This window comes from Kribbella sp. NPDC020701 (assembly GCF_055562215.1).
In genome coordinates, this window is record NZ_JBVHFT010000001.1 from 344,379 (window position 1) to 365,832 (window position 21,454).

A 21,454-nucleotide genomic window follows, 5' to 3' on the forward strand; every position below is an offset into this window, starting at 1 on the left:
ACGGCATGGTCGACTACAACGGTCGGATGGGCAGTGTGTACGTCGCCGGCCGGAGGATGGCCCCCGAAGAAGTCCGACGGTGGTCCGCGGCGCTCGCGGCGTACCTGCCTGAGAAGCGACCACTTCAGATCCTCGATCTCGGTAGTGGCAGTGGCCGCCTCACGCCTGGGCTGGCCGACGAGTTCCACGGCCCGGTGTACGGCGTGGAGCCGTCGGACCGGATGCGGGAGACGGCTGAGCAGGCCGCGGTGCACCCGGCGGTGACCTATCTGAAGGGCAGCGCCGAGGACATTCCCTTGCCTGAGGCAACGGTGGACGGCGTACTGATGTTCCTGTCCTTCCATCACTTCCCTGACCAGTTGAGGGCGCTCCAGGAGGTACGCCGGGTGTTGCGGCCCGGGGGAGTGGCGTTCCTGCGGAGCCAGTTCTCGGACCTGATGCCGGATCTGTTCTGGTACGACTACTTCCCGTCCGCCCGCCTGGTCGACGCCGGTATGTACCGCTCTGTCGCCGAGGTCAAGGCGCTCGCCCGTGAGGCGGGGTTGCAGCCGGCCGAGGACGTTGTCCACGTGACCACGGAAACCTCGCGGACGCTGCGCGAGAGCTACGAGCGGCTCAGCCTGCGCGCGCTGTCGACGTTCGAGTACCTGCCGGCGGACGAGATCGAGTCCGGCTTCGAGCGCTTCGCCGCCGACGTAGCCCGCGATCCGGACCGCGTGATGCCCGTCTACTCCGCCGCCATGCTGGTACTGACCCGCCCGAGCTGACCAGGCGCCGTCCGGCTACAGGGTTACGCGCAGGGCCTCGGTGACCGGGTCGCCGGCGAGGAGGTGGGCTCCGGCCTCGTCAGCGATCGCTTGGTTCGCGCCTGCCCCGGCCAGGGCGAGTGGCGCGGTGGACGCGAGTGCGCGGAGTTCGTCGACGATCGGGGTCAGGCGTTCCGGGACGGTGGCGGCGATGACCACCAGTTGGGGTCCGGTGTCCGCGGCGATCCGGATCAGGTCGGCGATCGGGGTGTTGGCGCCGAGGTAGCCGATCCGCCAGCCGTTGCGGGCGAGCACGATGCCGAACGCCATCGGCGCCAGGTCGTGGAGCTCATCCGGCGGGCATGCGATGAGGGCCAGCGGTCCGCGCCCACCGCCCCAGCCGCGAGCCAGTCCGGCGAGGCGCCCGCGGATCACGTGACTCGCGAAGTGCTCCTGTCCGACCCCGACGACGCCTTGCGCGACGCGTTCCCCCAGATCGTGCAGGTACGGGATCACGACATCGCGCAGCACGGTCTCGACGGTGAACTCGTTCAGCAGCTGATCCAGCGCACCCTGCGCGCCCGGCTCGTCCATCGCATCAAGCGCCGCTCCAAACGCCGCCGCATCACCACGCCCAGGACCCGAGTACGCCGATCCGCGTGGCACCTCACGCGTGTCCGGCAGCTCGAGACCGCCCACGACCGGGGCGATCGACAAGTCCTCGGCGAGCGCTACGCGTGCGGCCTGGGCTGCTGAGAGACCTTTGGCCAGCTCTGCCTGCATTCGCAGTACGCGGCGCTCGTCGTTCTCGGAGTACAGCCGGAAGCCGCCGGCCGACCGGACCGGGGACAGCAGTCCGTACCGGTTCTCCCACGCCCGCAGCACGTGGTCGCTGACGCCGACCCGGCGGCTCAGCTCACCGATCCGGAGCAGCCCCGGTACCGAATCCATGCGGACACTCTACATTCCTTAGACGAATATTAGACAGACCTGCTAGGGTTCCTAGACAAACCTTAGACAACCCGTGGAGGGATCGACTGATGAGAGTTCAGCTGCTGCCGCGTCTCCTCGGCCTGCTCACGCTGGGGTACGGCGCCTACACCGCGGCCCGCCCGGAGTCGCTGATCCGGGCCGCGGGGCTGACGGACGAGCTGCCGGACTGCCGTTCCGGGCGGGTGCTCGGCACGGTGATCGGGGTCCGGGATCTGCTGTCTGGTACGGCGATGGTCGTCGCGCCGGCGGGCGCCCCGCTGCAGGCCGCGATCGTCGCCCGGGTCGCCTGCGACCTCAGCGACATGGCCGGCTTCGGCCTCGCCGGACCACCACGAACCCGAGCCAAGGTCGCCGGCATCGCCGCCGGCTGGGGCCTCCTTTGCGCTTCCTCCCTCGCAGCCACCCGGGCCCGCCGATGACCCACCTCGATACTCGCGGCCGCGCGGGCCTGCCGATGGCCCACGCCGACCACCGGCCGACGGTTGCGGTTGTCGGGGCTGGGGTGGCCGGCCTCACCGCGGCGTACCTGTTGTCGCGGTCGCACGCGGTCACCTTGTTCGAGGCAGAGCCCAGGCTCGGCGGCCACGCGCACACGCAGGTCGTCAGCGACGCAGCCGGGGTTCCAGTGCCGATCGACACCGGCTTCATCGTTCACAACGACCGCACCTACCCCTTGCTGCGCAGGCTGTTCGGCGAGCTCGGCATCGCGACCCGGCCGACCGAGATGAGCATGAGCATCACCGATCGAGCCACCGGCATCGAGTACGCCGGAGGTCGCGGTGCCGCCGGCGTCTTCGCCCAGCGTCGCCGGATCGCCGACCCGCGGTTCCTGAGCGTCCTCGGCCAGGTCGCCCGCTTCCACCGTCGTGCGACAGCGTTCCTGGCCGCGACCGATGACGCAGACCTGACCAGCCTCGGCGAACTCCTGGACGACGAGGGCTTCTCGCAGGAGTTCCAGCGGCTGTACGCCGTACCGCTCGTGTCCTGTGTCTGGTCCACCGGATCGCAGTCCTCACTGCAGTACCCGGCCCGCTATCTGTTCAGCTTCCTCGAGCGGCACGGCATGTTGTCGTTCCGGGACTCGCCGCGCTGGTCCACGGTCGTCGGCGGCTCCCAGACGTACGTCGCAGCCATCGCCGACCGCCTCGACCACATCTACGCGGGCCGACCAATCCGCGGGATCACTCGCGGAGTCGACGACGTACGCGTGACAGACGCCGCCGGCGAGACGGCCTCCTTCGATCGGGCAGTCATCGCCACCCACGCCGACACCGCGCTCGACTTGCTGGACGACGCGGATCCAGCGGAGAAGGAGGTGCTGTCCGCCTTCCAGTACGCGCGCAACGAGACAGTGCTGCACACCGACGCGTCGTTGCTGCCGCGGACGCCCCGTGCCCGAGCATCGTGGAACTTCCTGACCCCCGAGCCGACCGGCGACGATCGACCGGCGGTCGTGAGCTACTGGATGAACCGGCTGCACGGCCTCGACAGCGACACCCAGTTTCTGGTCACGTTGAACGCCCGCGAACGGATCGATCCGGCAGCGATCCTCGCGGTGATGGACTACCGCCACCCGGTGTACGACGCCGCCGCGGTCGCCGCCCAAACAAAGCTCGCCGCCTTGAACACCGATCGCACCGCCTTCGCCGGGGCGTATCACGGCTGGGGCTTCCACGAGGACGGCTGCCGCGCGGGTGTCGCGGCCGCGGCCGCCTTCGGAGCCACCTGGTGACGACCGAGTGATGACACTGAGCGACCTGCCGACAACGCCCGCGCTCGTCGTCGGACAGATCTGGCATCGGCGCCGGATCCCCGTCCGGCACGCGTTCCGGCACCGTACCTATCAGTGGCTCGTCGATCTTGACGATCTGCCGCAACTCCCGCCGTGGTTACGGCCGTTCGCCAAGTTCGACGCGAGCGACCACCTGGGCGCCACCGAGCCGGCCGGGATCAAAGCCGCTGTCAAGCGCTACCTGGCTCATCAGGGCATCGCCCTCGGATCCGCCGACCGGGTCGTGATGCTCGCGAACGCCAGGTTCCTCGGCTACGTCTTCGATCCGCTCACCGTGTTCTGGTGCTTCGCCGCCGATGGCTCGCTGCGGTGCGTGGTCGCCGAGGTGCACAACACCTACGGCGAGCGCCACGCCTACCTCCTTCACCCTGAGGCAGACGGTACGGCGGAAGTCGGCAAGGAGTTCTACGTGTCACCGTTCAACGACGTCTCCGGCCGCTACGACTTCACGTTCGTCGTCGCACCGGACCGCCTCACGATCTCCATCACGCTGAAGCGCCGAGGCCAACCGGTCTTCGAGGCCGGCTTCGGTGGCCGGATCCGCTCCGCGACAGCCGGCTCGGTGGCTCGAACGGTATTCACGCGGCCGGCGATGCCGCAGCGCGTCTCGATCCTGATCCGCGCGCACGGGATCTGGCTGTGGCTGCGCCGGCTGCCGGTGGTGTCCCGACCAGTCCACCACCCACCGGAAGGCGTCCGATGACCTCGATCACCACCGCGCGCGTTCACGATCTGCCAGGCCCGTTACGTCCTCGGGCCTGGCTCACCCGGGCCCTGGTCGACCGCGTCGTCGCAGGTCTGCCTGTCCGGGTGCTGTACCCGGACGGCGAGGTCCGGGGAGGCGGCGGCCCGCACGATCCAGCTGCGCGGATCGTCCGGCCGGCGTCCTTCTTCGACCGCCTCGGCCGCAATCCGAAAATAGGCCTCGGCGAGGCCTACCTGGCCGGCGACTGGACTGTTGCCGAGGGCACCGATCTCGGCGAGTTGCTGACGCCCTTCGCGGCCCGGCTTCCCACCTTGCTGCCGCGCCCGCTGACCCGGTTGCGTGGCGTGGTGGACCAGCGGATCCCGCGGCGGCTGCGCAACACGGTGTCCGGCGCACGGGCCAATGTCAGCGCACACTACGACCTGAGCAACGACCTCTTCGCCCGCTTCCTCGACCCGACGATGAGCTACAGCAGTGCGCTGTTCGACGGTGCACCGCCGTACGCCGGGCAGAGTCTCGAGGAAGCGCAGCGTCGCAAGATCGACCAGGTCCTCGACCTGGCCGGCGTGACCGAGGGCAGCCGCCTGCTCGAGATCGGCACCGGCTGGGGTGCCCTCGCGATCGCCGCCGCCCGCCGCGGCGCACAGGTCACCGGAGTCACCTTGTCCGGCGCACAACTCGAGTTCGCAAAGAGCTGGGTGGCCGAGGCCGGGCTCGACGACCGCGTCGAGCTGCGGCTGCAGGACTACCGCTCCGTACGAGGCGAGTACGACGCGATCGTCAGCGTGGAGATGATCGAGGCCGTGGGGCAGGAGTACTGGCCGGAGTACTTCTCCACGCTCGACCGACTGCTGGCTCCCGGCGGCAGGATCGCGGTGCAGGCGATCCTGATGGATCACGACCGCCTGCTGGCGACCAGGAACTCGTTCAGCTGGATCCAGAAGTACATCTTCCCGGGCGGACTGATCCCGTCCCGGCAAGCGATCGAGGAAAGCCTCGCGGCGAACACCCGGCTCCGGATCGTCGCCGATGATCGCTTCGGCCCGCACTACGCGGAGACGCTGCGCCGCTGGAGGCAGCGCTTCGACGAGCAGTGGCCGCGGATCCGGCCGCTCGGCTTCGACGAGACCTTCCGCCGGATGTGGGAGCTCTACCTGGCCTACAGCGAGGCCGGCTTCGCGTCGGGTTACCTCGATGTCGGTCAACTGCAGCTCACGAGGGGTCCGGAATGAGTGCCCTTGCCGGCAAGGCCGTCTGGGTCGTCGGCGCGTCCAGCGGGATCGGCGCGGCCCTGGCCGACGAGCTCGTCACGCGGGGTGCGCGGGTGGCGGTCTCGGCACGGAGAGCTGACCGACTCGAGGAAGTGGCCGGCGACCGGATGTCCGTCGTACCGCTGGATGTGACCGATCGGGGCGCGGTGGACGAGGCCTCCCGGCGAGTCGCCGACGAGATCGGCGGGCCGGACCTGGTCGTGTTCAGCGCGGGAGCGTGGGAGCAGCTGGATGCCACCGCCTGGGACCGGGATCGGTTCGCCCGGCAGATCGAGGTCAATCTGCTCGGCCTGAACAACGTCCTCGGCGCGGTGCTGCCACCGATGCTCGAGCGCGGCCACGGCGGGATCGTCGGGCTCGCGTCCGTCGCCGGCTATCGGGGCCTGGCCGGTGCTGAGGCGTACGGCGCCACCAAGGCGGCGCAGATCAATCTGCTGGAGGCGTTGCGGATCGCAGTCGGCCGGAGGGGTGTCGACGTGGTCACCGTTTGTCCCGGATTCGTCCGGACCGAACTGACGGAGGCGAACTCGTTCCCGATGCCGTTCATGATCGAGGCGGACCAGGCCGCCCGGTCGATCTGCGACGGACTGGAGCAGGGTCGGGCCGAGATCGTCTTCCCGCTGCCGATGGCGGTCCTGATGAAGCTCGCCCGCCTGCTCCCGGTCCGCCTCTGGGCGACCGCGATGCAACAGTTCACGCGTCCCAAAGGACGTTGAGGGCAGAGGGCTTGCGGAAGACGAGACCGCGCGGTGGGGGAGAGCCCGGTGCGAGACGCAGGCCCGGCAGCCGCAGTACGGCGTCGACGGCGGTCAGGGTCTCCAGGCGGGTGAGGTGCATGCCGAGGCAGATGTGCGGTCCGCTGGCGAAGGCGAGGTGGCGCCGGGCGTTGGACCGGCGTACGTCGAACTCGTCGGGCGACTCGAAGACTGCCGGATCCCGCCCGGCGCCGGCCAGCGACACGGTGACGAAGTCGCCGCGGCGGATCGACGCTCCGGCGAGCTCGACATCACGGGTGGCGTAGCGGTCGACCACGGCGGCGGCCGGTTCCAGGCGGAGCGACTCTTCGATCGCGTTGGCCAGCAACGAACGGTCGGCGAGCACCGCGTCGAGCTGGTCCGGATGATTCAGCAGGTGCCAGAGCGCGTTGGTGATCATCCCCTCGGTGGTCTCGATCCCGCCGAACATCAGCACCGCCGCGTTCGCGACCACTTCGTCCACGCCGAGCCCGGCCTGCGCCGCCGCGGCGATCAGCGCGTCCGGCGAATCGATGCCCGAGGCAACGTGTTTGTGCAGTTCCGCGAACGCCGCCGCTCCTTCGGCGGTGACCGGCCGACCGGCCGAGACTCCCGACACCGAGTCGGAGATCGCGGTGTACCAGGCCAGCACCGTCGAGGCCGAGGCCGGCGGCAATCCGAGCGAGAGGGCGACCACCGCAACAGACAGCGGCCCAGCCAGCGTCGTCCGAAGGTCAGCCGACTCATCGTCGCGGATGGCGCCCATCAACTCCTCGACGGTCTGCTCCACCGGCCCGGTGAACCGGCGCCGCGTCTCGGCCAGTCCGAACGGCGCCTCGAACGGATCGCGATGAGCGGTGTGCGCGGCACCGTCGAGCGAGAGCATCGAGGGCCCGACGACCTGCGCCGTGGAAAACCGCGGATCGTCGACGGTAAACGTCTCCGGATCCCGCAGTACCGCCATCACCAGCGCCCGCGAAGCCACCACCCAACCGCCGAGGGCCTCGACCCAGCCGATCGGCCGGAGCGCGGCGAGGGCCGCATGCGGATCTGTCTCGAGTTCCTCCAAGGTGGTCACGGGGCCACCCTAAATCGATGAGACCACAGACTAGACTGGTATTGCTGAGACAGATTGGATCTCAACGACTCAGCGGGCGTCCGGGTTACGGATCCTTCCCGAACGCCCTCTAGGGTGTGGGCCATGTCAGAGAACCTGGTGCTGCTACCTGCCGTCGATGTGGCGGACGGTCAGGCGGTCCGGCTGGTGCAGGGCGAGGCCGGAAGTGAGACGTCGTACGGCGATCCGCTGACGGCCGCGATGGCCTGGCAGGACGCCGGCGCCGACTGGATCCACTTGGTCGACCTGGACGCGGCGTTCGGTCGCGGCAGCAACCGGGAACTGCTCGCCGAGGTGACCGGCAAGCTCGATGTCCAGGTCGAGTTGTCCGGAGGCATCCGCGACGACGACTCGCTGGCAGCGGCGCTGGCGACCGGTGCGCGCCGGGTCAACATCGGCACCGCGGCGCTCGAGGACCCCGAGTGGTGCGACCGGATCATCCAGCAGTACGGCGACCGGATCGCGATCGGGCTCGACGTCCGCGGCCGGACCCTGGCGGCCCGGGGCTGGACCAAGGAAGGCGGCGACCTGTACGAGGTGCTCGAGCGGCTGGAAGCGGCCGGCTGCGAGCGGTACGTGGTCACCGACGTCACCAAGGACGGCATGCTGCAGGGCCCGAACCTGGATCTGTACCGCGATCTCTGCGTGCGCACCGACAAGCCCATCATCGCTTCCGGCGGCGTCTCCAGCCTGGACGACCTCAAGGCGCTCAGCACCCTGGTCTCCGACGGCGTGGAGGGCGTCATCGTGGGGAAGGCCCTGTACGCCGGGGCGTTCACCCTGACCGAGGCACTCGAACTCACGCGTGGAGGCGACAAGTGAGTCTGGCCGACAAGCTCAAGGACAAGAAGGTCCTGGTCACCGGCGTCACCGGATTCGTCGGTGAAGCGCTGCTGCACCGGATCATCGGTGACCTGCCCGGCACGACCGTGGTCGCGATCATCCGTCCGAAGGGCTCGCTGACCGGCACCGACCGGATGGCGCAGCTGCTGAAGAAGGACATCTTCAAGCCGTTCTACGGCGAGGGCACCGGGTACGCCGATGCCGAGGCGCTGTCGGCGGCCCGGATCCAGGTGATCGACGGCGATCTGGCCGACGTACCGGCGCTGCCGAAGGATCTCGACATCGTCGTGCACTGCGCCGGCGACGTCAGCTTCGACCCGCCGATCCACGAGGCGTTCACGACCAACGTGCTCGGCACGAAGAGCCTGCTGGAGCGGATCGATGAAAGCCGCGCAGGGACCGCGCGTCGTATTCATTACGTCCACATCAGCACCGCCTACACGGCCGGTCGCCGGCGCGGCGCGATCCCCGAGGCGCCGGTCGAGCACACCGTCGACTGGCGGACCGAGGCCGAGGCCGGGATGGCGATGAAGGCCCGGATCGAGGAGCAGTCCCGGTCGGCGCCGATGCTGGCCAAGTTCCGCAAGGACGCCGAGAAGCTGCACCGCCGCGCCGGTCACCTGACCGCGGCGGCCGACACCGAGCGCCGCCGGACCGAGTGGGTCGCGAAGAAGCTGGTCGAGACCGGCACCGAGCGGGCCCGCAGCCTCGGCTGGACCGACTGCTACACCTTCACCAAGGCGCTCGGCGAGCGCGTGGTCGAGGAGTTCGCCAAGACCCTGCCGACGTCGATCGTCCGGCCGGCCATCATCGAGTCCGCGGTGCAGAGCCCGCACCCGGGCTGGATCGAGGGCTTCAAGATGGCCGAGCCGCTGATCCTGGCCTACGGCCGCGGTGAGCTGCCCGAGTTCCCGGCCAGCCCGGACTCCGTGGTCGAGATCATCCCGGTCGACCACGTCGTCGGCGCGATCTGCGCCGTGATGGCGACCGAGCCGGAGCTCTCGAAGCCGGAGTACTACCACGTCAGCTCCGGCGCGCGGAACCCGCTGACCTTCGAGCAGTTGTACGCCGGAGTCCGCGCGTACTTCTCCAAGCACCCGTTCGACCTCGGCGAGCGCGGCGCGGTCCGGCTGCCGGTGTGGAAGTTCCCCGGCGGCGACTCGGTCGAGAGCATGCTCCGGTACGGCGAACGCGCGCACAAGGTGGCCGACGCCGTGATCACCCGCGTCCCGCGCAGCGAGCGGACCCGGAAGTACGCCCGCGAGCTGGACGTCCAGAAGCGCCGCCTCGACTTCCTCCGGCGCTACATGGATCTGTACTCCGAGTACGCCCAGGCGGAGCTGCAGTTCATCGACGACAACGTCCTCGCGCTGCACAACGCGCTCGAAGGTGACGACCAGGAGAAGTTCTGGTGCGACACCTCGATCGTGGACTGGCAGCACTACCTGCAGGAAGTGCACTGCCCGAGTGTCACCGACTCGCTTCGCCGGCTGGACGTCGTACGGAAGAAGCGGAACAAGGCGCTGGCCGAGTCGGCCGGTGTCCTCAAGAAGGTGGAGCCGTCGCAGGATGCGGAGATCATCGCCGCGTTCGACATGGACGGCACGCTGCTGTCGTCGAACGTGATCGAGACCTACCTGTGGATGCGGCTGCCCGAGCTGGACAGTCACCAGCGGGTCGGGGAGATCGGCCAGATGCTGCGCCGGCTGCCGAAGCTGATCTCGGCCGAGCGCAAGGACCGGGGCACGTTCCTGCGGACGATCTACCGCCGCTACGAAGGCGCCGACCTGGAGCAGCTGAACCAGCTCGTCGACGAGGTCCTCGCCGAGCACGTGCTCGAACGCTTGAGCGGCGCCGCTGTCCGGCGGATCCGCGAGCACCGCGCGGCCGGGCACAAGACGATCCTGATCACCGGCGCGATCCGGCCGCTGACCCGGCCGCTCGAGCCGCTCTTCGACGAGATCGTCGCCGCCGAGCTGGCCGTCGACGACCGCGGCCGCTGCACCGGCTTCCTGACCGGCCCGCCGCTGGTCGGTGAGTCCCGGGCCGCGTGGATCAAGCACCGTGCCCGCGGTACGAACATCGACCTGTCGAAGTCCTATGCCTACGCCGACAGCCACTCCGACCTGCCGATGCTGATGACCGTCGGCAATCCGGTCGCCGTCTCGCCGGACGTGTCGCTGTTCCGGGCCGCCCGGGCCGCGCGCTGGCAGATCGTCGACTGGAAGACCCCGTCCACTTCGTCCCGACTGGAGCTCCCAGGGGTGCAGCGTTTCTCCGGAGGTGTGGCCCGATGATGCTCGCGCTCGAGATGTACCGGTCGCCGGCCAAGTTGCTGGCGGCCAAGGCGGTCGGCGGCCGCATCCCCGGCATCCTGACCGGTCCGGCCGCGCCGCTGCGCCTCGTCACCATCAACGAACCGAAGGCCGAGCGGGCGGGCTGGGCGCGGATCCGCCCGATCCTGTCCGGTATCTGCGGTTCCGACCTCGGCATGGTGACCGGCAGTACCAAGATGTACTTCTCCGCGCTCGTCTCGATGCCCTTCGTCCCGGGTCACGAGATCGTCGGCGAGTTGCTCGACGACTGCGAGGACCTGCCCAAGGGCACCCGTGTGGTGATGGACTCGGTGCTGACCTGCGCTGCCCGTGGCGTCGAGCCGTGCGAGAACTGCTCGTCCGGCTCCACCAACCGCTGCGACCGGATCACGGTGGGTCACGTGACGCCCGGTCTGCAGACCGGCTTCTGCAGCGACACCGGTGGTGGCTGGGGCAAGCTCATGGTCGCGCACCGCAGCCAGCTGTACGCCGTGCCGGACGGGCTGGCCGACGAGCGCGCTGTGCTCGTGGAGCCCCTGGCCGGTGCTGTGCACGCCGCGTTGCGAGCCAAGGTCCAGCCGGGCCAGTCGGTCCTCGTCAGCGGCGCTGGGGCGGTCGGCCTGTTCGCGACGCTCGCCCTGCGCGAGCTGACCCAGGCGGGCCGGATCACCGTGGTCGCGAAGCACGCCAGGCAGCGCGAGCTCGCCCGGGCGTTCGGTGCCAGCGACGTCGTCGCGCCCGACGAGGTGTTCCGCGGCGTTCGCCGGTCGACGGGCGCGTTCCGCCTCAAGCCCGAGCTCGGCGCCAAGGAGTTCCTGCTCGGCGGTGTCGACATCGCCGTCGACGCGGTCGGCAGCAAGGACTCGATCGACACCGTGCTCCGGGTGACCAAGGCCGGCGGCCGGGTCGTCCTGTCCGGGATGCCGGCCAGTGGCGCCGACCTGTCGCCGATCTGGTTCCGGGAGCTGGAGCTGACCGGCACCTACGCCTCCGCGCGGCAGGAGCCGAACGAGCAACCCGCGTTCGAGACCGCGCTGGAGCTGGCCGCCAAGGCCCCGCTCGACGGGATCGTCGGGGCGAAGTACCCGCTGTACCGCTGGCGTGAGGCGATCGACCACGCGCATTCGGCCGGCCGACTGGGCACGGTCAAGGTTGCTTTCGATGTGAGGGCCTCATGAGGGCCGTGACACAGGCGCAGTACGTACGACGAGAGGGTTTCTGACATGTCTCGGCCAGGTTTTGTGCTTGAGGTGGACGACCGGACACCGCCGCTGCTGGTGCACAACGGTGAGGGCTTCCTGCTGGAGCGGTTCCCGCTCGGTACCCGGGTGGTGTACCCGCCGGAGGCGCTGCCGCCGGTCCGGGACGTCGAGGAGTCGATCCAGAACGCGCTGCTGAACCCGATCGACTCCGAGCCGCTGCCGGAGCTGCTGCGGCCCGGGATGCGGCTGACGATCGCGTTCGACGACATCTCGCTGCCGCTGCCGCCGATGAAGAAGCCGGACATTCGCCAGCGGGTGATCGAGGCCGTCCTGACGATGGCCGCCGACGCCGGGGTCGACGACGTCGAGCTGATCTCGGCGAACGCGCTGCACCGCCGGCTGACCCCGAACGAGCTGCGCGACATCGTCGGCGAGCGGGTCTTCCGGTCGTTCTTCCCCGACGGCAAGCTCTACAACTTCGACGCCGAGGACGCCGCGAACCTGACCCACCTGGGCCAGACCAAGCACGGCGAGGACGTCGAGATCTCCAAGCGGGCGGCCGAGTCCGACCTGCTGGTCTACGTGAACGTGAACCTGGTGGCGATGGACGGCGGCCACAAGTCGACGTCGATCGGGCTGGCCTCGTACAAGTCGCTGAAGCACCATCACAACAGCCACACGATGATCCACTCGCGGTCCTTCATGGACCACAAGGCCTCGAAGATGCACCACTCGGCCTGGCGGATGGGCGCGGTGCTGACCGAGCACGTCAAGGTCTTCCAGATCGAGACCACGCTGAACAACGACATCTTCGGCGGCGCGCTGGAGTTCCTGCAGAAGCGCGAGTGGGAGTGGTCGATCAAGGACCAGGCCTCGATGCTCGGCACCAAGCGGGCGCTCGCGGCGGCGCCGGGCAAGCTGCGGCACAAGATCTTCACCGACGTCCGGTCGAACTACGGGCTGACCGGGATCCACGCGGGCTCGATCGAGCCGGTGCACGAGAAGACGATCGAGAACGTGCACCGCCAGCACCTGGTCGAGGTGCAGGGCCAGTCCGACGTCGCGATCATGGGCGTGCCGTTCGTCGGCCCGTACAACGTGAACTCGGTGATGAACCCGATCCTGGCCGCCTGCATGGGGCTCGGCTACTACTTCAACTCGTACCGGGGCAACCCCGTGGTCCGCAAGGACGGCGCGGTGATCCTCTACCACCCGGTGCCGGACGAGTTCAGCCAGCTGCACCACCCGTCGTACGTCGACTTCTTCGAGGAGGTGCTCTCCGAGAGCACCGACCCGGCCACGATCGAGGCGAAGTTCGAGAAGCAGTACGCCGAGGACCCGTGGTACATCCACCTGTACCGGACGTCGTACGCCTACCACGGTGTGCACCCGTTCTACATGTGGTACTGGATCTCCCACGCCCTGGACCACTGCGGCGACATCGTCTGGGTCGGCGCGAACCGCAAGACGGTCGAGCGGATGGGCTTCCGGTCCGCGTCGACGCTGCAGGACGCGCTGGAGATGGTCAGCCACTCGGTCGGCCGGTCGCCGTCGATCACCTACCTGCACAACCCGCCGCACCTGCTCGCGGACGTGCGCTGATGGGTACCAGCCTCGTCAAGTTCAGCCGCGACACCGCGCGTGACGTCAAGCAGGTCGCGCGCGGCTGGCGGTGGGGCCGGCGGCCGCAGGTGCCGCGGTCGGCCGAGCCGTACGTGATCCCGAAGGAGACCTCGGTCTTCCCGACGAAGTGGGCTCGTACGCCGGCCGCGATCGCGGTCCGTGAGGTGCTGCAGAAGGGCGCGCTCAACTCGGTACTGCGGTTCGAGGTGAACCCGCAGGTGAGCGGTCTGGACTCGCTGCTCAAGCTGAACGGTCCGGCCCTGATCGTGGCGAACCACTCGTCGCACCTGGACACGCCGTTGCTGCTGTGCACGCTGCCGGGCGAGATGCGGCGTAAGACCGCGGTCGCCGCGGCGGCGGACTACTTCTTCGACACCTGGTGGCGGGCGACCGCGTCGGCGATCGTGTTCAACACGTTCCCGATCGAGCGCCGCGGCGGCAAGCTCAGTTCGACGCCGGGCGACCTGCTCGCGGACGGCTGGAACGTGGTCGTGTTCCCGGAGGGGACGCGCTCGCCGGACGGCTGGATGGAGCGGTTCCGGATGGGTGCGGCCTACCTGGCTGTCGAGCACGGTGTCCCGGTCATCCCGGTCGGCATCAAGGGCTCGTTCGCCGCGATGCCGCGCGGCCGCGGCTGGCCGGTGCCCGGTCGCCCGACGGTCGCGGTCCGGTACGGCGACCCGCTGCGACCGGCCGAGGGGGAGAGCGCCCGCGACTTCGCGCCCCGCATCTCCGCCGCGGTGTCGGCGCTCCTCGACGAGGAGTCGACCACCTGGTACGAGGCGCGCCGCCGCGTGGCGATCGGCGCGTCCCCGTCCCAGTCCGGTCCCGACGCTGCGCGCTGGCGCCGGGTGTGGGCATCGACCGCCCCGATCAAGCCTGCCGGTAGCAGGCGCAAGGCCTGGAAGTAGTCACCCCTGGTTGCGTCCGGAGATTGCTTCGGACGCAACCACGGCCAGTGCCTGGTATCCCGCGTCGTTCGGGTGCAGGTGGTCGCCCGAGTCGTACGCCGGGTTCAGCCGCTGCTCGTCCGCGGGATCCCCGACGGCCTGCGCGAAGTCGGCGACCGCGTCGTACTGGCCTGACGTGCGGATCCAGGTGTTGACCTGGTCGCGGATCGCCTCCGCCCGCGCGAAGTCGGCCGGTTGCATGTAGTCGGCCTTGAACGGCGTGATCGTCGCCCCGACGATCCGGACACCGTGGGCGTGCGCGGACCTGATCATGCTGCGGTACCCGGCCACGATCTGGTCCGCGGTGACCCTTGGCGTACTGCCACAGCCGAAGTTGAACTCGCTGTCCCAGATATCGTTCTCGCCTTCCTCCACGATCACGGTGCGAACCCCCGGCTGACCCAGGGCATCGCGCTCGAACCTGGCGACGCCCTGCGCGCCGAAGCAGGGCAACTCGCTGAGCAGCAGGTTCCCCGTGATCCCGACGTTGGCCACCCCGAGCCGGCGCGACCGCAGCCGCTCGGCGAGGGCATCCGAGTACCGGCGATCCGAACCGACGGTCGAGTTGTGCCCGTTGGTGATCGAGTCGCCGAACGTCACGACTGTGCCCGTCGCACCGGTCACGTCGACGCCGGTGAGGTAGTAGACCGAGTGGCTGGTCTCGCCTCCGACCACGTCGTCGTGCAGGTGGTCTCCGGCGGTCGCGTACGTCGTCGTCAGCCCGTCCTCGTGAAACGTGGCCGGCCCGGTGGAGCCCTCGACGTACAGGGAGATAGTGAGTTGTTCGCCGGCGACGGTCGGGATCTTGATCGGATCCGAGGTGATGGTCCGGCCGGGGGCGATGGTGGTGCGCGGCGAGCCGTGGAAGGTCGCGGTGAGGTGTCGTTCGCCCATGGTCACGCCGGTGAGGTGGAGCGGCGTGGTGCCGTACTGGTTGGAGAGCCGGATCCGCAGCGAGCGACCGCCGGTACTGAGCCGGATCGTGTGCCGGATCGTCTGGTGGTCGAAGCCCGTGGTGGACCAGTTCGCAGTGTTGGCGGTGGGTCGTTGCATCGCGGTCGCCCAGGCGGCGGACCAGCCGTCGTGCGCCGCGGCCGAGGCCGGCAGAACGGAGGAGGTGGCCAGCGCGAGTGCGGCAAGCAGAGTGGTTTTCATGTCCGCGATAGTTGCAGGGCATCTAGTTGCAATGCAACTAGATTTTTGGAGAGCGCCGGATCGCGGGGTCCGAGTCGGTACCCTTTCCGCGTGACTCTTGCCGTGCGTGTGATCCCCTGCCTGGACGTCGATGCCGGGCGGGTGGTCAAGGGCGTGAACTTCACCGGACTGCGGGATGCCGGCGACCCGGTCGAGATGGCCCAGGTGTACGACGCGGAGGGGGCCGACGAGCTCACCTTCCTCGACATCACGGCGTCGTCCGGTTCGCGCGAGACGACGTACGACGTGGTCGGGCGGACCGCCGAGCAGGTGTTCATCCCGCTCACCGTGGGCGGCGGGGTCCGCGAGGTGACGGACGTGGACCGGCTGCTGCGTGCCGGGGCGGACAAGGTCGGCATCAACACCGGTGCGATCGCCCGTCCGGAGGTGATCCGCGAGATCGCCCACCGCTTCGGCAACCAGGTGCTCGTGCTGTCCCTCGACGTACGGCGGGCCGCGGATCAGCCGAGTGGGTTCGAGGTGACCACGCACGGCGGCCGGAAGTCGGCCGGGCTGGACGCGATCGAGTGGGCCCAGCGCGGCTGTGAGCTGGGTGCGGGGGAGATCCTGCTGAACTCGATGGACGCCGACGGGACCAAGCAGGGGTTCGACCTCGAGCTGATCAAGGCGGTCCGGGCGGTGGTCGACGTACCGCTGATCGCCAGCGGAGGAGCGGGGGCGCCGGAGCACTTCCCGCCCGCCGTCGAGGCCGGCGCGGACGCGGTGCTCGCGGCCAGCGTGTTCCACTTCGGTGACTTCCGCATCGCCGACGTCAAGAAGGCGTTGCGCGACGCCGGGATCGTGGTCAGGTGAGCTCGCCGGTGACCGACCGGCCCGAGCAGAGCGAGCAGCTGGTCGCCGACATCGAGCAGGAACTGTCGGCGCTGTTCCGGCGGTCCCGCTCGGCGTCGCTGCGGCTGGCCCGCCGGGTCCACCCGGACATGGACGCGGCCGGCTACGCGCTGATCTCCCAGATCGAGCTCGGTACGCCGAGCGGCGGCGCCGGCGTCCGTGCGTCGGACGTGGCCCAGGCGCTCGGCCTGGACAAGTCCACGGTCAGCCGCGGGATCACCCAGCTCGAGAGCCTCGGCCTGATCGAACGCGTCGGCGACCCCGACGACGGCCGCGCCCGCCTGCTCCGCCTCACCGCGACCGGCGCCGAGAGCTTCGGCGCGATGCGCGCCCAGCGCCAGACCGAGTTCCGCGCCATCCTCGACCGCTGGAACCCCACCGACCTGGCCGACCTCGGCCGCCTCCTCGCCCGCCTGAACGACGACCTCGGCTGACCGGCCTCGCCGACGTCTGCCGCCTGCCGGCCCGCCTGAACGACGACCTCAGCTGACGGCGCGGCCGCCGTCGTCGTTGCCTGCGGCGCGCCACTGGGACCAGGTCAGGTCGTTGTCGTTCCAGGCGAAGTACGGCTGGGCGAGTGACGGGACGACGTACGTGTTGTTCTCGAAGCGGTTGTTGTTCCGGGTGTAGACGGCGGTGTCGCCGATGTCCTGGACGGCGCCGCTGACCTGACCGTCGGCCAGCGTGACGCGATTGTCGTGGACCCACACGTTCCGGACGACGTGCGGCCCGTACGGCGCCGGCCTCTCGTCGGCCCGGCCGCCGCTCTCGATCAGGGCGATCCCGTTCGCGTTGTCGCCGAGGGTGTTTCCGGCAATCTCGATGAGTCCCGTCGTCCCGCCCGAGGACTGGATCTGGATACCGGCCTCCCAGGCCCAGCCCTTGTGCTGCAGGCCGTTCCCGGAGATCTCGTTGTCCCGGATGACGGCGTCATAACTCATCTCGTGCTGGATGCCGGCTCCCCAGTTCGCGGTGATCCTGTTGGCCGAGTACTCCGTGTGGATGTTGCCGCCGTCGGTCCACAGCCCGGGACCGTGGTTGTCGTGGACGTAGTTGTGCGTGACCGTGTGCCGGCCGGTCTGCCAGCTCTTGCTCCCGCCGGCCTCCCAGTCCGGCGAGTACCCGGCCATCCCGTTGAACGAGATCTCATTGCCGCTCACCACCGATCCGTTGCCCCAGGCACCGAAACCGAGCTGGCCCTGGTGGTGCACGAAGTTCGCGCGGACGACGGCTCCGTCGGCCAGGCCGAGGCCGACGCCGTGGTTGAGGCGCACCTCGTTGTGCAGGATCTGCCAGCCCGACCCCATCCCGTACGGCGTCGTCCGGCGGGACTCGACGGCGGCGACCTGAGCCTCGTTCGCGGCCTGCTCGAGCACGAGGTTGGCGACGGTGACGTGGTCGACGGTCGCACGGATGAGGCTGGGCGCGACGGCCTGCTCGACCAGGTGGAGCCGCGGATCGTCGCCGATCGTGATCGTGTTCGTGCGGTAGTCGGCGTGGACGGTGCCGGCGGTCACGGCCGCCGCGGAGTCGACGCGCGTCAGCCGCTGCTTGTCGACGAAAACGTCCTCGGCGTACGTGCAGGTCGGTACGGGTTCCATGCACTCGCCGTGGTCGTCCGGTGCCGGCGGCAGGAATCCCGTGGCCGACCAGACGCCGCCGGTCTGCCGCCAGCCGGTCAGCACCTTCGACCCACTGATGACCGCCCCCGAAGCACCGATGAACGCGTCACCCTCCTTCGGCTCCAGGGGTTGTTCCAGCCGGTAGGTGCCGGGGGAGAGGCAGTACGTCGTACCCGCCGGATGCGCGGCGATGACCGACTGAAGATCCTCGGCGGGACTGACCACGACTCCATCACAGGTTCTCGGAACCGGGCCAACGGGGCCGGTGGGACCGACAGAGCCGGTGACGCCGGAGGGGCCGGACGGGCTGGCGGGGGTCGATCCGCCGCCTGCATCGAAAGGCCACGCCAGTGCCAGCAAACCCACCACTGCGCAGCCGGCCACGATCCAGCGCCCCCGGCCCGATGCCGGTCTCACGACGTCCCGCCACCGAACCAGGGCCGGACCGTCGTCACCGTCACCCCGATCCCGAACGCGGTCCACAGCAGCGCCGCGACCTGCGGCCCCTCCAACTGGGGATCGAAGAAGCAGGACACCAGCACAGCCGTGCACACCATCAGCGTGAGGACACCCACCTGGCGTCTGGTGTGCAGCCCTTCGCGCGCCAGCCGACGGCAGCCGGCGACCATGCGCCAGTACCAGCCCACCCACAAGGCGATCCACAACGAGATTCCGACCACCCCCAACCTCGCCAGGAGGTGCAGGTGCGAGTTGTGCGGGCTCCGCAAGGTGTCCTTGCCGGCGTCGAGCACGCCGACCTCGCTGGCCAGGTTCTGGCCGAACCCGGACCCGTCGACGAGGTGGCCGTCGTTGATCTGTTTGGCCAGGATCCGCGACCAGAGTTGCTGACGCCCCTCGACGGTGCCGCCGAGGTTGCCGGGTTCGTTCTTCCCACCGAGGCTCACGACGTTGTCGATCAGCTGGGTGGCCGAGAACTCCCGGCCCTGCAGTCCGCCGAGCGGAATCTTGAGCGACAGCAGCGAAGCCACTCCCAGACCGACGGTCATCACGAGTACGACGCGGGCGGCAAGCCCCACGCGGTTGCGGAGGAACGCCAGCCCGACCGCGCCGCCGGCCATCACGCCGAGCAGGCCACCCCGGTTCTGGGTGGCGGCGAGGGCGACCACCACCAGAGCCAGCACGCTCCAGCCCGTGCGACTGCGTGCGCTGCGCGTACCGGGAAAGAGCCACATGCACCCGAGCACGAGGAGCGCCGCGATGGCCGCGCTCCCAGATTTGTGCGACAGCACCGAGACCGCCGAGAACGGCACCGTCGGGAAGCTGTCGGACAGGGGATAGAGCACGACGGCGAACGGCAGCCACAGCAGCAGCCATGGAGTCAACCGCGTCAGCTGGGTGATCCACCGATCGATGAGTTCCGGTGATCTGGCCAGCGCCGCGGTCACGAAGAACCCGAACAGGCAGTAGAACCAGAGGGCGGCGTCCCGCACCGCATCCAGGTGGTAGGTGCCGACGCCGGGAATCGTCCGGATCAGTCCCCAGCCGGCGAACGCCACGAGCAGCGCGAGGATGGACTCGTCCCTCATCGGCATCTTGAGGTAACGGGTGGCCATGACGGTGGCAGCCGCGCCGACCCCCAGCACCATCTCGCCGACGAACAACGGACTGCCGGGCAGATGGAGGTAGGCGAAGGCCCGGTCGAACAGCAGGTAGCCGCCCAGGAGCGGCCCGAGCACGCGGCCGTACAGGACCCAGAGCCGGCCCGATGCCTGCGGCGGCGGAGCGCCCAGAACCGTGCCGCGTTCGCGTCGACTACCGGCGGCGGACGACATCCCGCATCAGCCCTGCGGTAGGCGTGCCGACGTTCGACGGTTCCTGGCGGGCCGGAAGGCGAGGCGGTCGCCGGCCTCCACCGACTCCTGGCCGATCCGCCGGGCGGTCCGCTCCCGCATCCGGCGGACGAACTTCGGCCCACGACCGGTCCGCCGGAAAACGTAGCCCGCCACGTCCGGCTCGACGTGCTCGAGACGCTCGACCACGGTGACGTGGTCCCGCACCGACTCGCCGGGGCCGAGGACGACGACGGTCGCGTCGGAGTCCTGCACCAGTTCGACCGCGTTCGCCGCTCTCAGCACCGCCGGACTGTCGATCAGCACGAGCTCGAAGGACTCCTTGGCCTCGGCGATCAGCTTCTCCACCGCCTCGGCGTACGCCGTGCCGCTGGTCCGCCGGACCCGGACGGTGCCGGCCCGGAGGACGGTGACATCGGCGTTGAGCGGGCTCGGCTCGATGCACTCCGACACCAGACAGCACCCGGCCACGACCTGCTCGAAACCGTCGGCCTCCGCGCTGCCCGGGAGGAGGAGGCCGGTGAGGGCGCTCCCGGTGGCATCGGCGTCCACCGCCAGGACCGGCGTTCCGCTCTCGGCGACCGCGAGCGCGAGGTTCGCCACGACCGCACTCCGATCGGTGCCGCTGTCCGCCGAGACGAAGACGACGGCCAGCCGGTGGTCGCGGGAAGCGCGCATCCGCTCGACCGACCCCGCGGTGAACCGGAAGGCCTCGGCGGTCGGCGACTGCGGATCGGCGGCCACCGGCAGCGGGTGGGCGGCGGCCGACAGGGCGGTCCGGATCCCGTGGTTCCCGGTCGACGGGATGTCGCCGATGAGGGGCGCGTCGTAGATCGCGACCGGGTCGAGGCGGTCGTCGAGGCACCGCTTGCGGCCGGCCCGCAGGTACGCCACCGCGGCGCCCAGCACGAGCCCGGCCACCAGCCCGATGGCACCGGACCGCTTCACGTTGCCGTTGATCGGCACCTGGGGTTCGGCGGCCCAGACGGCGCTCGGATGGGTGGCCAGGTCGAGCTCCAGGTCGACCAGGGTCTTCGTCCGCTGGTTCTTCAGGTCGACCAGCTGGCCCGCTGTCCGAGCGTCGTTGATGGCTCGCTCGACCGCGGCGACGTCGGCGGCACCTTGCGCGGCGGTGGCAGCGGATCGTGCGTCGTCGAAGGCCTGGAGCGCCGCGTTGACACCGGCCCGGGCCACCCTGGCGTCCGGCCAGGTGAAGGTGAGGGCGACGATGCTGGAGCCGAAGCTGCCCGGAGTGGCCTGCTCCGGAGGGGTGATCTCCAACGACTTGTGGTCGCCCGCGAAGTCGTCCTGGGTCAGCACGTTGTCATTCAGCGCCGTGTTGGCGATGGTGGCCGCGCGATCGGCCACCTCCTGGGATTGCAGCAGCAGAACCTGACTGTCGAAGTACTGGGTGCGGTCCTCGCCCTCGGCCAGCGTGCTCTGCGGCACCGTGACCGTTCCGTACGCGCGGTAGAGCTCGGTCTGCGCCGACGCGTACGCCATCGCCGCCCCGGACGTCAGCACAGCGATGACCACGACCATGATCCAGTGCCGGCGTACGGCACTGAAGACAGTCGGTTCAAACCGTGCTTGATCGATCCTGGTGGCCTTCATGGCCTCACCTCAGTCGCTCCCCTGGACTTCGGTGCACCGCCGCAGCAAATGCCCCCTTGCAGGATGATA

19 protein-coding genes are annotated in these 21,454 nt (G+C 69.7%); 13 read left to right on the plus strand and 6 right to left on the minus strand.

Annotated elements, in window-relative coordinates; all coding sequences use genetic code 11:
• Positions 1–5 precede the first annotated feature (5 nt).
• Positions 6–767: a class I SAM-dependent methyltransferase gene (locus tag ACZ3HV_RS01580; RefSeq protein WP_465679814.1), complete on the plus strand. Its 762-nt coding sequence runs from the start codon at positions 6–8 to the stop codon at positions 765–767.
• A 15-nt stretch (positions 768–782) separates the two neighbouring features.
• Here the strand turns inward: ACZ3HV_RS01580 and ACZ3HV_RS01585 are convergent, their stop codons facing one another.
• Positions 783–1,697, minus strand: coding sequence for a MerR family transcriptional regulator (locus tag ACZ3HV_RS01585; RefSeq protein WP_465679815.1), 915 nt, complete (start codon positions 1,695–1,697; stop codon positions 783–785).
• Between the two features lie 89 nt (positions 1,698–1,786).
• On the opposite strand from ACZ3HV_RS01585, the gene ACZ3HV_RS01590 reads away from it, so the two are divergent.
• From ACZ3HV_RS01590 to ACZ3HV_RS01610, 5 genes are read left to right on the plus strand one after another with little or no spacing between them, the layout of a single operon-like run.
• Positions 1,787–2,158 carry a hypothetical protein gene (locus tag ACZ3HV_RS01590; RefSeq protein WP_465679817.1) on the plus strand — a complete coding sequence of 124 codons (372 nt, stop codon included), beginning with the start codon at positions 1,787–1,789 and terminating at the stop codon, positions 2,156–2,158.
• The gene (locus tag ACZ3HV_RS01595) at positions 2,155–3,471 is read left to right on the plus strand and encodes an NAD(P)/FAD-dependent oxidoreductase (protein WP_465679818.1); all 1,317 of its coding nucleotides are present in this window, start codon (positions 2,155–2,157) and stop codon (positions 3,469–3,471) included. Before ACZ3HV_RS01590 ends, ACZ3HV_RS01595 begins: the two co-directional genes overlap by 4 nt.
• Positions 3,472–3,481: 10 nt before the next feature.
• Entirely contained in the window at positions 3,482–4,234 is a 753-nt protein-coding gene (locus ACZ3HV_RS01600) for a DUF1365 domain-containing protein (protein WP_465679819.1), read from the plus strand.
• Positions 4,231–5,469 carry a class I SAM-dependent methyltransferase gene (locus tag ACZ3HV_RS01605; RefSeq protein ID WP_465679820.1) on the plus strand — a complete coding sequence of 413 codons (1,239 nt, stop codon included), beginning with the start codon at positions 4,231–4,233 and terminating at the stop codon, positions 5,467–5,469. Before ACZ3HV_RS01600 ends, ACZ3HV_RS01605 begins: the two co-directional genes overlap by 4 nt.
• Positions 5,466–6,224, plus strand: coding sequence for an SDR family NAD(P)-dependent oxidoreductase (locus tag ACZ3HV_RS01610; RefSeq protein ID WP_465679821.1), 759 nt, complete (start codon positions 5,466–5,468; stop codon positions 6,222–6,224). The genes ACZ3HV_RS01605 and ACZ3HV_RS01610 overlap by 4 nt, the downstream gene beginning before the upstream one ends.
• Here the strand turns inward: ACZ3HV_RS01610 and ACZ3HV_RS01615 are convergent.
• A complete protein-coding gene (locus tag ACZ3HV_RS01615) occupies positions 6,202–7,320 on the minus strand; it encodes a cytochrome P450 (protein WP_465679822.1) in 1,119 nt (372 codons plus the stop codon). The two genes, ACZ3HV_RS01610 and ACZ3HV_RS01615, sit on opposite strands and share 23 nt — an antisense overlap.
• A gap of 123 nt (positions 7,321–7,443) precedes the next feature.
• On the opposite strand from ACZ3HV_RS01615, the gene priA reads away from it, so the two are divergent.
• The 5 genes from priA (at position 7,444) to ACZ3HV_RS01640 (ending at position 14,253) form a co-directional block, all read left to right on the plus strand.
• Positions 7,444–8,181, plus strand: a complete 738-nt coding sequence (priA, locus tag ACZ3HV_RS01620; protein WP_465679823.1) for a bifunctional 1-(5-phosphoribosyl)-5-((5-phosphoribosylamino)methylideneamino)imidazole-4-carboxamide isomerase/phosphoribosylanthranilate isomerase PriA — start codon at positions 7,444–7,446, stop codon at positions 8,179–8,181.
• On the plus strand, positions 8,178–10,499 hold the full coding sequence (locus tag ACZ3HV_RS01625) for an HAD-IB family hydrolase (protein ID WP_465679825.1): 2,322 nt from the start codon (positions 8,178–8,180) through the stop codon (positions 10,497–10,499). The genes priA and ACZ3HV_RS01625 overlap by 4 nt, the downstream gene beginning before the upstream one ends.
• Positions 10,496–11,695, plus strand: coding sequence for a zinc-dependent alcohol dehydrogenase (locus ACZ3HV_RS01630; protein WP_465679827.1), 1,200 nt, complete (start codon positions 10,496–10,498; stop codon positions 11,693–11,695). Before ACZ3HV_RS01625 ends, ACZ3HV_RS01630 begins: the two co-directional genes overlap by 4 nt.
• Before the next feature lie 72 nt (positions 11,696–11,767).
• Entirely contained in the window at positions 11,768–13,321 is a 1,554-nt protein-coding gene (gene larAH, locus ACZ3HV_RS01635; protein ID WP_465679829.1) for an NPN-dependent hydroxyacid isomerase, LarAH14/15/16 family, read from the plus strand.
• Positions 13,321–14,253 (plus strand): lysophospholipid acyltransferase family protein, encoded by a 933-nt coding sequence (locus tag ACZ3HV_RS01640; protein ID WP_465679831.1) that lies wholly within the window; start codon positions 13,321–13,323, stop codon positions 14,251–14,253. The genes larAH and ACZ3HV_RS01640 overlap by 1 nt, the downstream gene beginning before the upstream one ends.
• Here ACZ3HV_RS01640 and ACZ3HV_RS01645 read toward each other — a convergent pair whose 3' ends face one another.
• Entirely contained in the window at positions 14,254–15,447 is a 1,194-nt protein-coding gene (locus ACZ3HV_RS01645) for an SGNH/GDSL hydrolase family protein (protein WP_465679833.1), read from the minus strand.
• A gap of 90 nt (positions 15,448–15,537) precedes the next feature.
• Here ACZ3HV_RS01645 and hisF point away from each other — a divergent pair, with 90 nt between their 5' ends.
• Positions 15,538–16,299 (plus strand): imidazole glycerol phosphate synthase subunit HisF, encoded by a 762-nt coding sequence (gene hisF / locus ACZ3HV_RS01650; protein ID WP_360370946.1) that lies wholly within the window; start codon positions 15,538–15,540, stop codon positions 16,297–16,299.
• Positions 16,296–16,772, plus strand: coding sequence for a MarR family winged helix-turn-helix transcriptional regulator (locus tag ACZ3HV_RS01655; RefSeq protein ID WP_465679835.1), 477 nt, complete (start codon positions 16,296–16,298; stop codon positions 16,770–16,772). The genes hisF and ACZ3HV_RS01655 overlap by 4 nt, the downstream gene beginning before the upstream one ends.
• A 48-nt stretch (positions 16,773–16,820) precedes the next feature.
• On the opposite strand, the gene ACZ3HV_RS01660 is transcribed toward ACZ3HV_RS01655, so the two are convergent.
• The 3 genes from ACZ3HV_RS01660 to ACZ3HV_RS01670 all read right to left on the minus strand — a co-directional run bounded on the left by ACZ3HV_RS01660 (position 16,821) and on the right by ACZ3HV_RS01670 (position 21,385).
• Entirely contained in the window at positions 16,821–18,185 is a 1,365-nt protein-coding gene (locus tag ACZ3HV_RS01660) for a right-handed parallel beta-helix repeat-containing protein (RefSeq protein ID WP_465679837.1), read from the minus strand.
• A 188-nt stretch (positions 18,186–18,373) separates the two neighbouring features.
• On the minus strand, positions 18,374–19,753 hold the full coding sequence (locus ACZ3HV_RS01665; RefSeq protein ID WP_465679839.1) for an O-antigen ligase family protein: 1,380 nt from the start codon (positions 19,751–19,753) through the stop codon (positions 18,374–18,376).
• Positions 19,754–19,759: 6 nt separating this feature from the next.
• Complete coding sequence (locus ACZ3HV_RS01670; RefSeq protein ID WP_465679841.1) at positions 19,760–21,385, minus strand: Wzz/FepE/Etk N-terminal domain-containing protein; 1,626 nt, start codon at positions 21,383–21,385, stop codon at positions 19,760–19,762.
• Between the last annotated feature and the right edge of the window lie 69 nt (positions 21,386–21,454).

Bases quoted from the DNA above. Each gene is read 5' to 3' on its own strand.
- ACZ3HV_RS01580 (WP_465679814.1), top strand. From the start codon at position 6: ATGGTCGACTACAACGGTCGGATGGGCAGTGTGTACGTCGCCGGCCGG.
- ACZ3HV_RS01585 (WP_465679815.1), bottom strand. From the start codon at position 1,697: ATGGATTCGGTACCGGGGCTGCTCCGGATCGGTGAGCTGAGCCGCCGG.
- ACZ3HV_RS01590 (WP_465679817.1), top strand. From the start codon at position 1,787: ATGAGAGTTCAGCTGCTGCCGCGTCTCCTCGGCCTGCTCACGCTGGGG.
- ACZ3HV_RS01595 (WP_465679818.1), top strand. From the start codon at position 2,155: ATGACCCACCTCGATACTCGCGGCCGCGCGGGCCTGCCGATGGCCCAC.
- ACZ3HV_RS01600 (WP_465679819.1), top strand. From the start codon at position 3,482: ATGACACTGAGCGACCTGCCGACAACGCCCGCGCTCGTCGTCGGACAG.
- ACZ3HV_RS01605 (WP_465679820.1), top strand. From the start codon at position 4,231: ATGACCTCGATCACCACCGCGCGCGTTCACGATCTGCCAGGCCCGTTA.
- ACZ3HV_RS01610 (WP_465679821.1), top strand. From the start codon at position 5,466: ATGAGTGCCCTTGCCGGCAAGGCCGTCTGGGTCGTCGGCGCGTCCAGC.
- priA (WP_465679823.1), top strand. From the start codon at position 7,444: ATGTCAGAGAACCTGGTGCTGCTACCTGCCGTCGATGTGGCGGACGGT.
- ACZ3HV_RS01630 (WP_465679827.1), top strand. From the start codon at position 10,496: ATGATGCTCGCGCTCGAGATGTACCGGTCGCCGGCCAAGTTGCTGGCG.
- ACZ3HV_RS01640 (WP_465679831.1), top strand. From the start codon at position 13,321: ATGGGTACCAGCCTCGTCAAGTTCAGCCGCGACACCGCGCGTGACGTC.
- ACZ3HV_RS01645 (WP_465679833.1), bottom strand. From the start codon at position 15,447: ATGAAAACCACTCTGCTTGCCGCACTCGCGCTGGCCACCTCCTCCGTT.
- ACZ3HV_RS01665 (WP_465679839.1), bottom strand. From the start codon at position 19,753: ATGTCGTCCGCCGCCGGTAGTCGACGCGAACGCGGCACGGTTCTGGGC.
- ACZ3HV_RS01670 (WP_465679841.1), bottom strand. From the start codon at position 21,385: ATGAAGGCCACCAGGATCGATCAAGCACGGTTTGAACCGACTGTCTTC.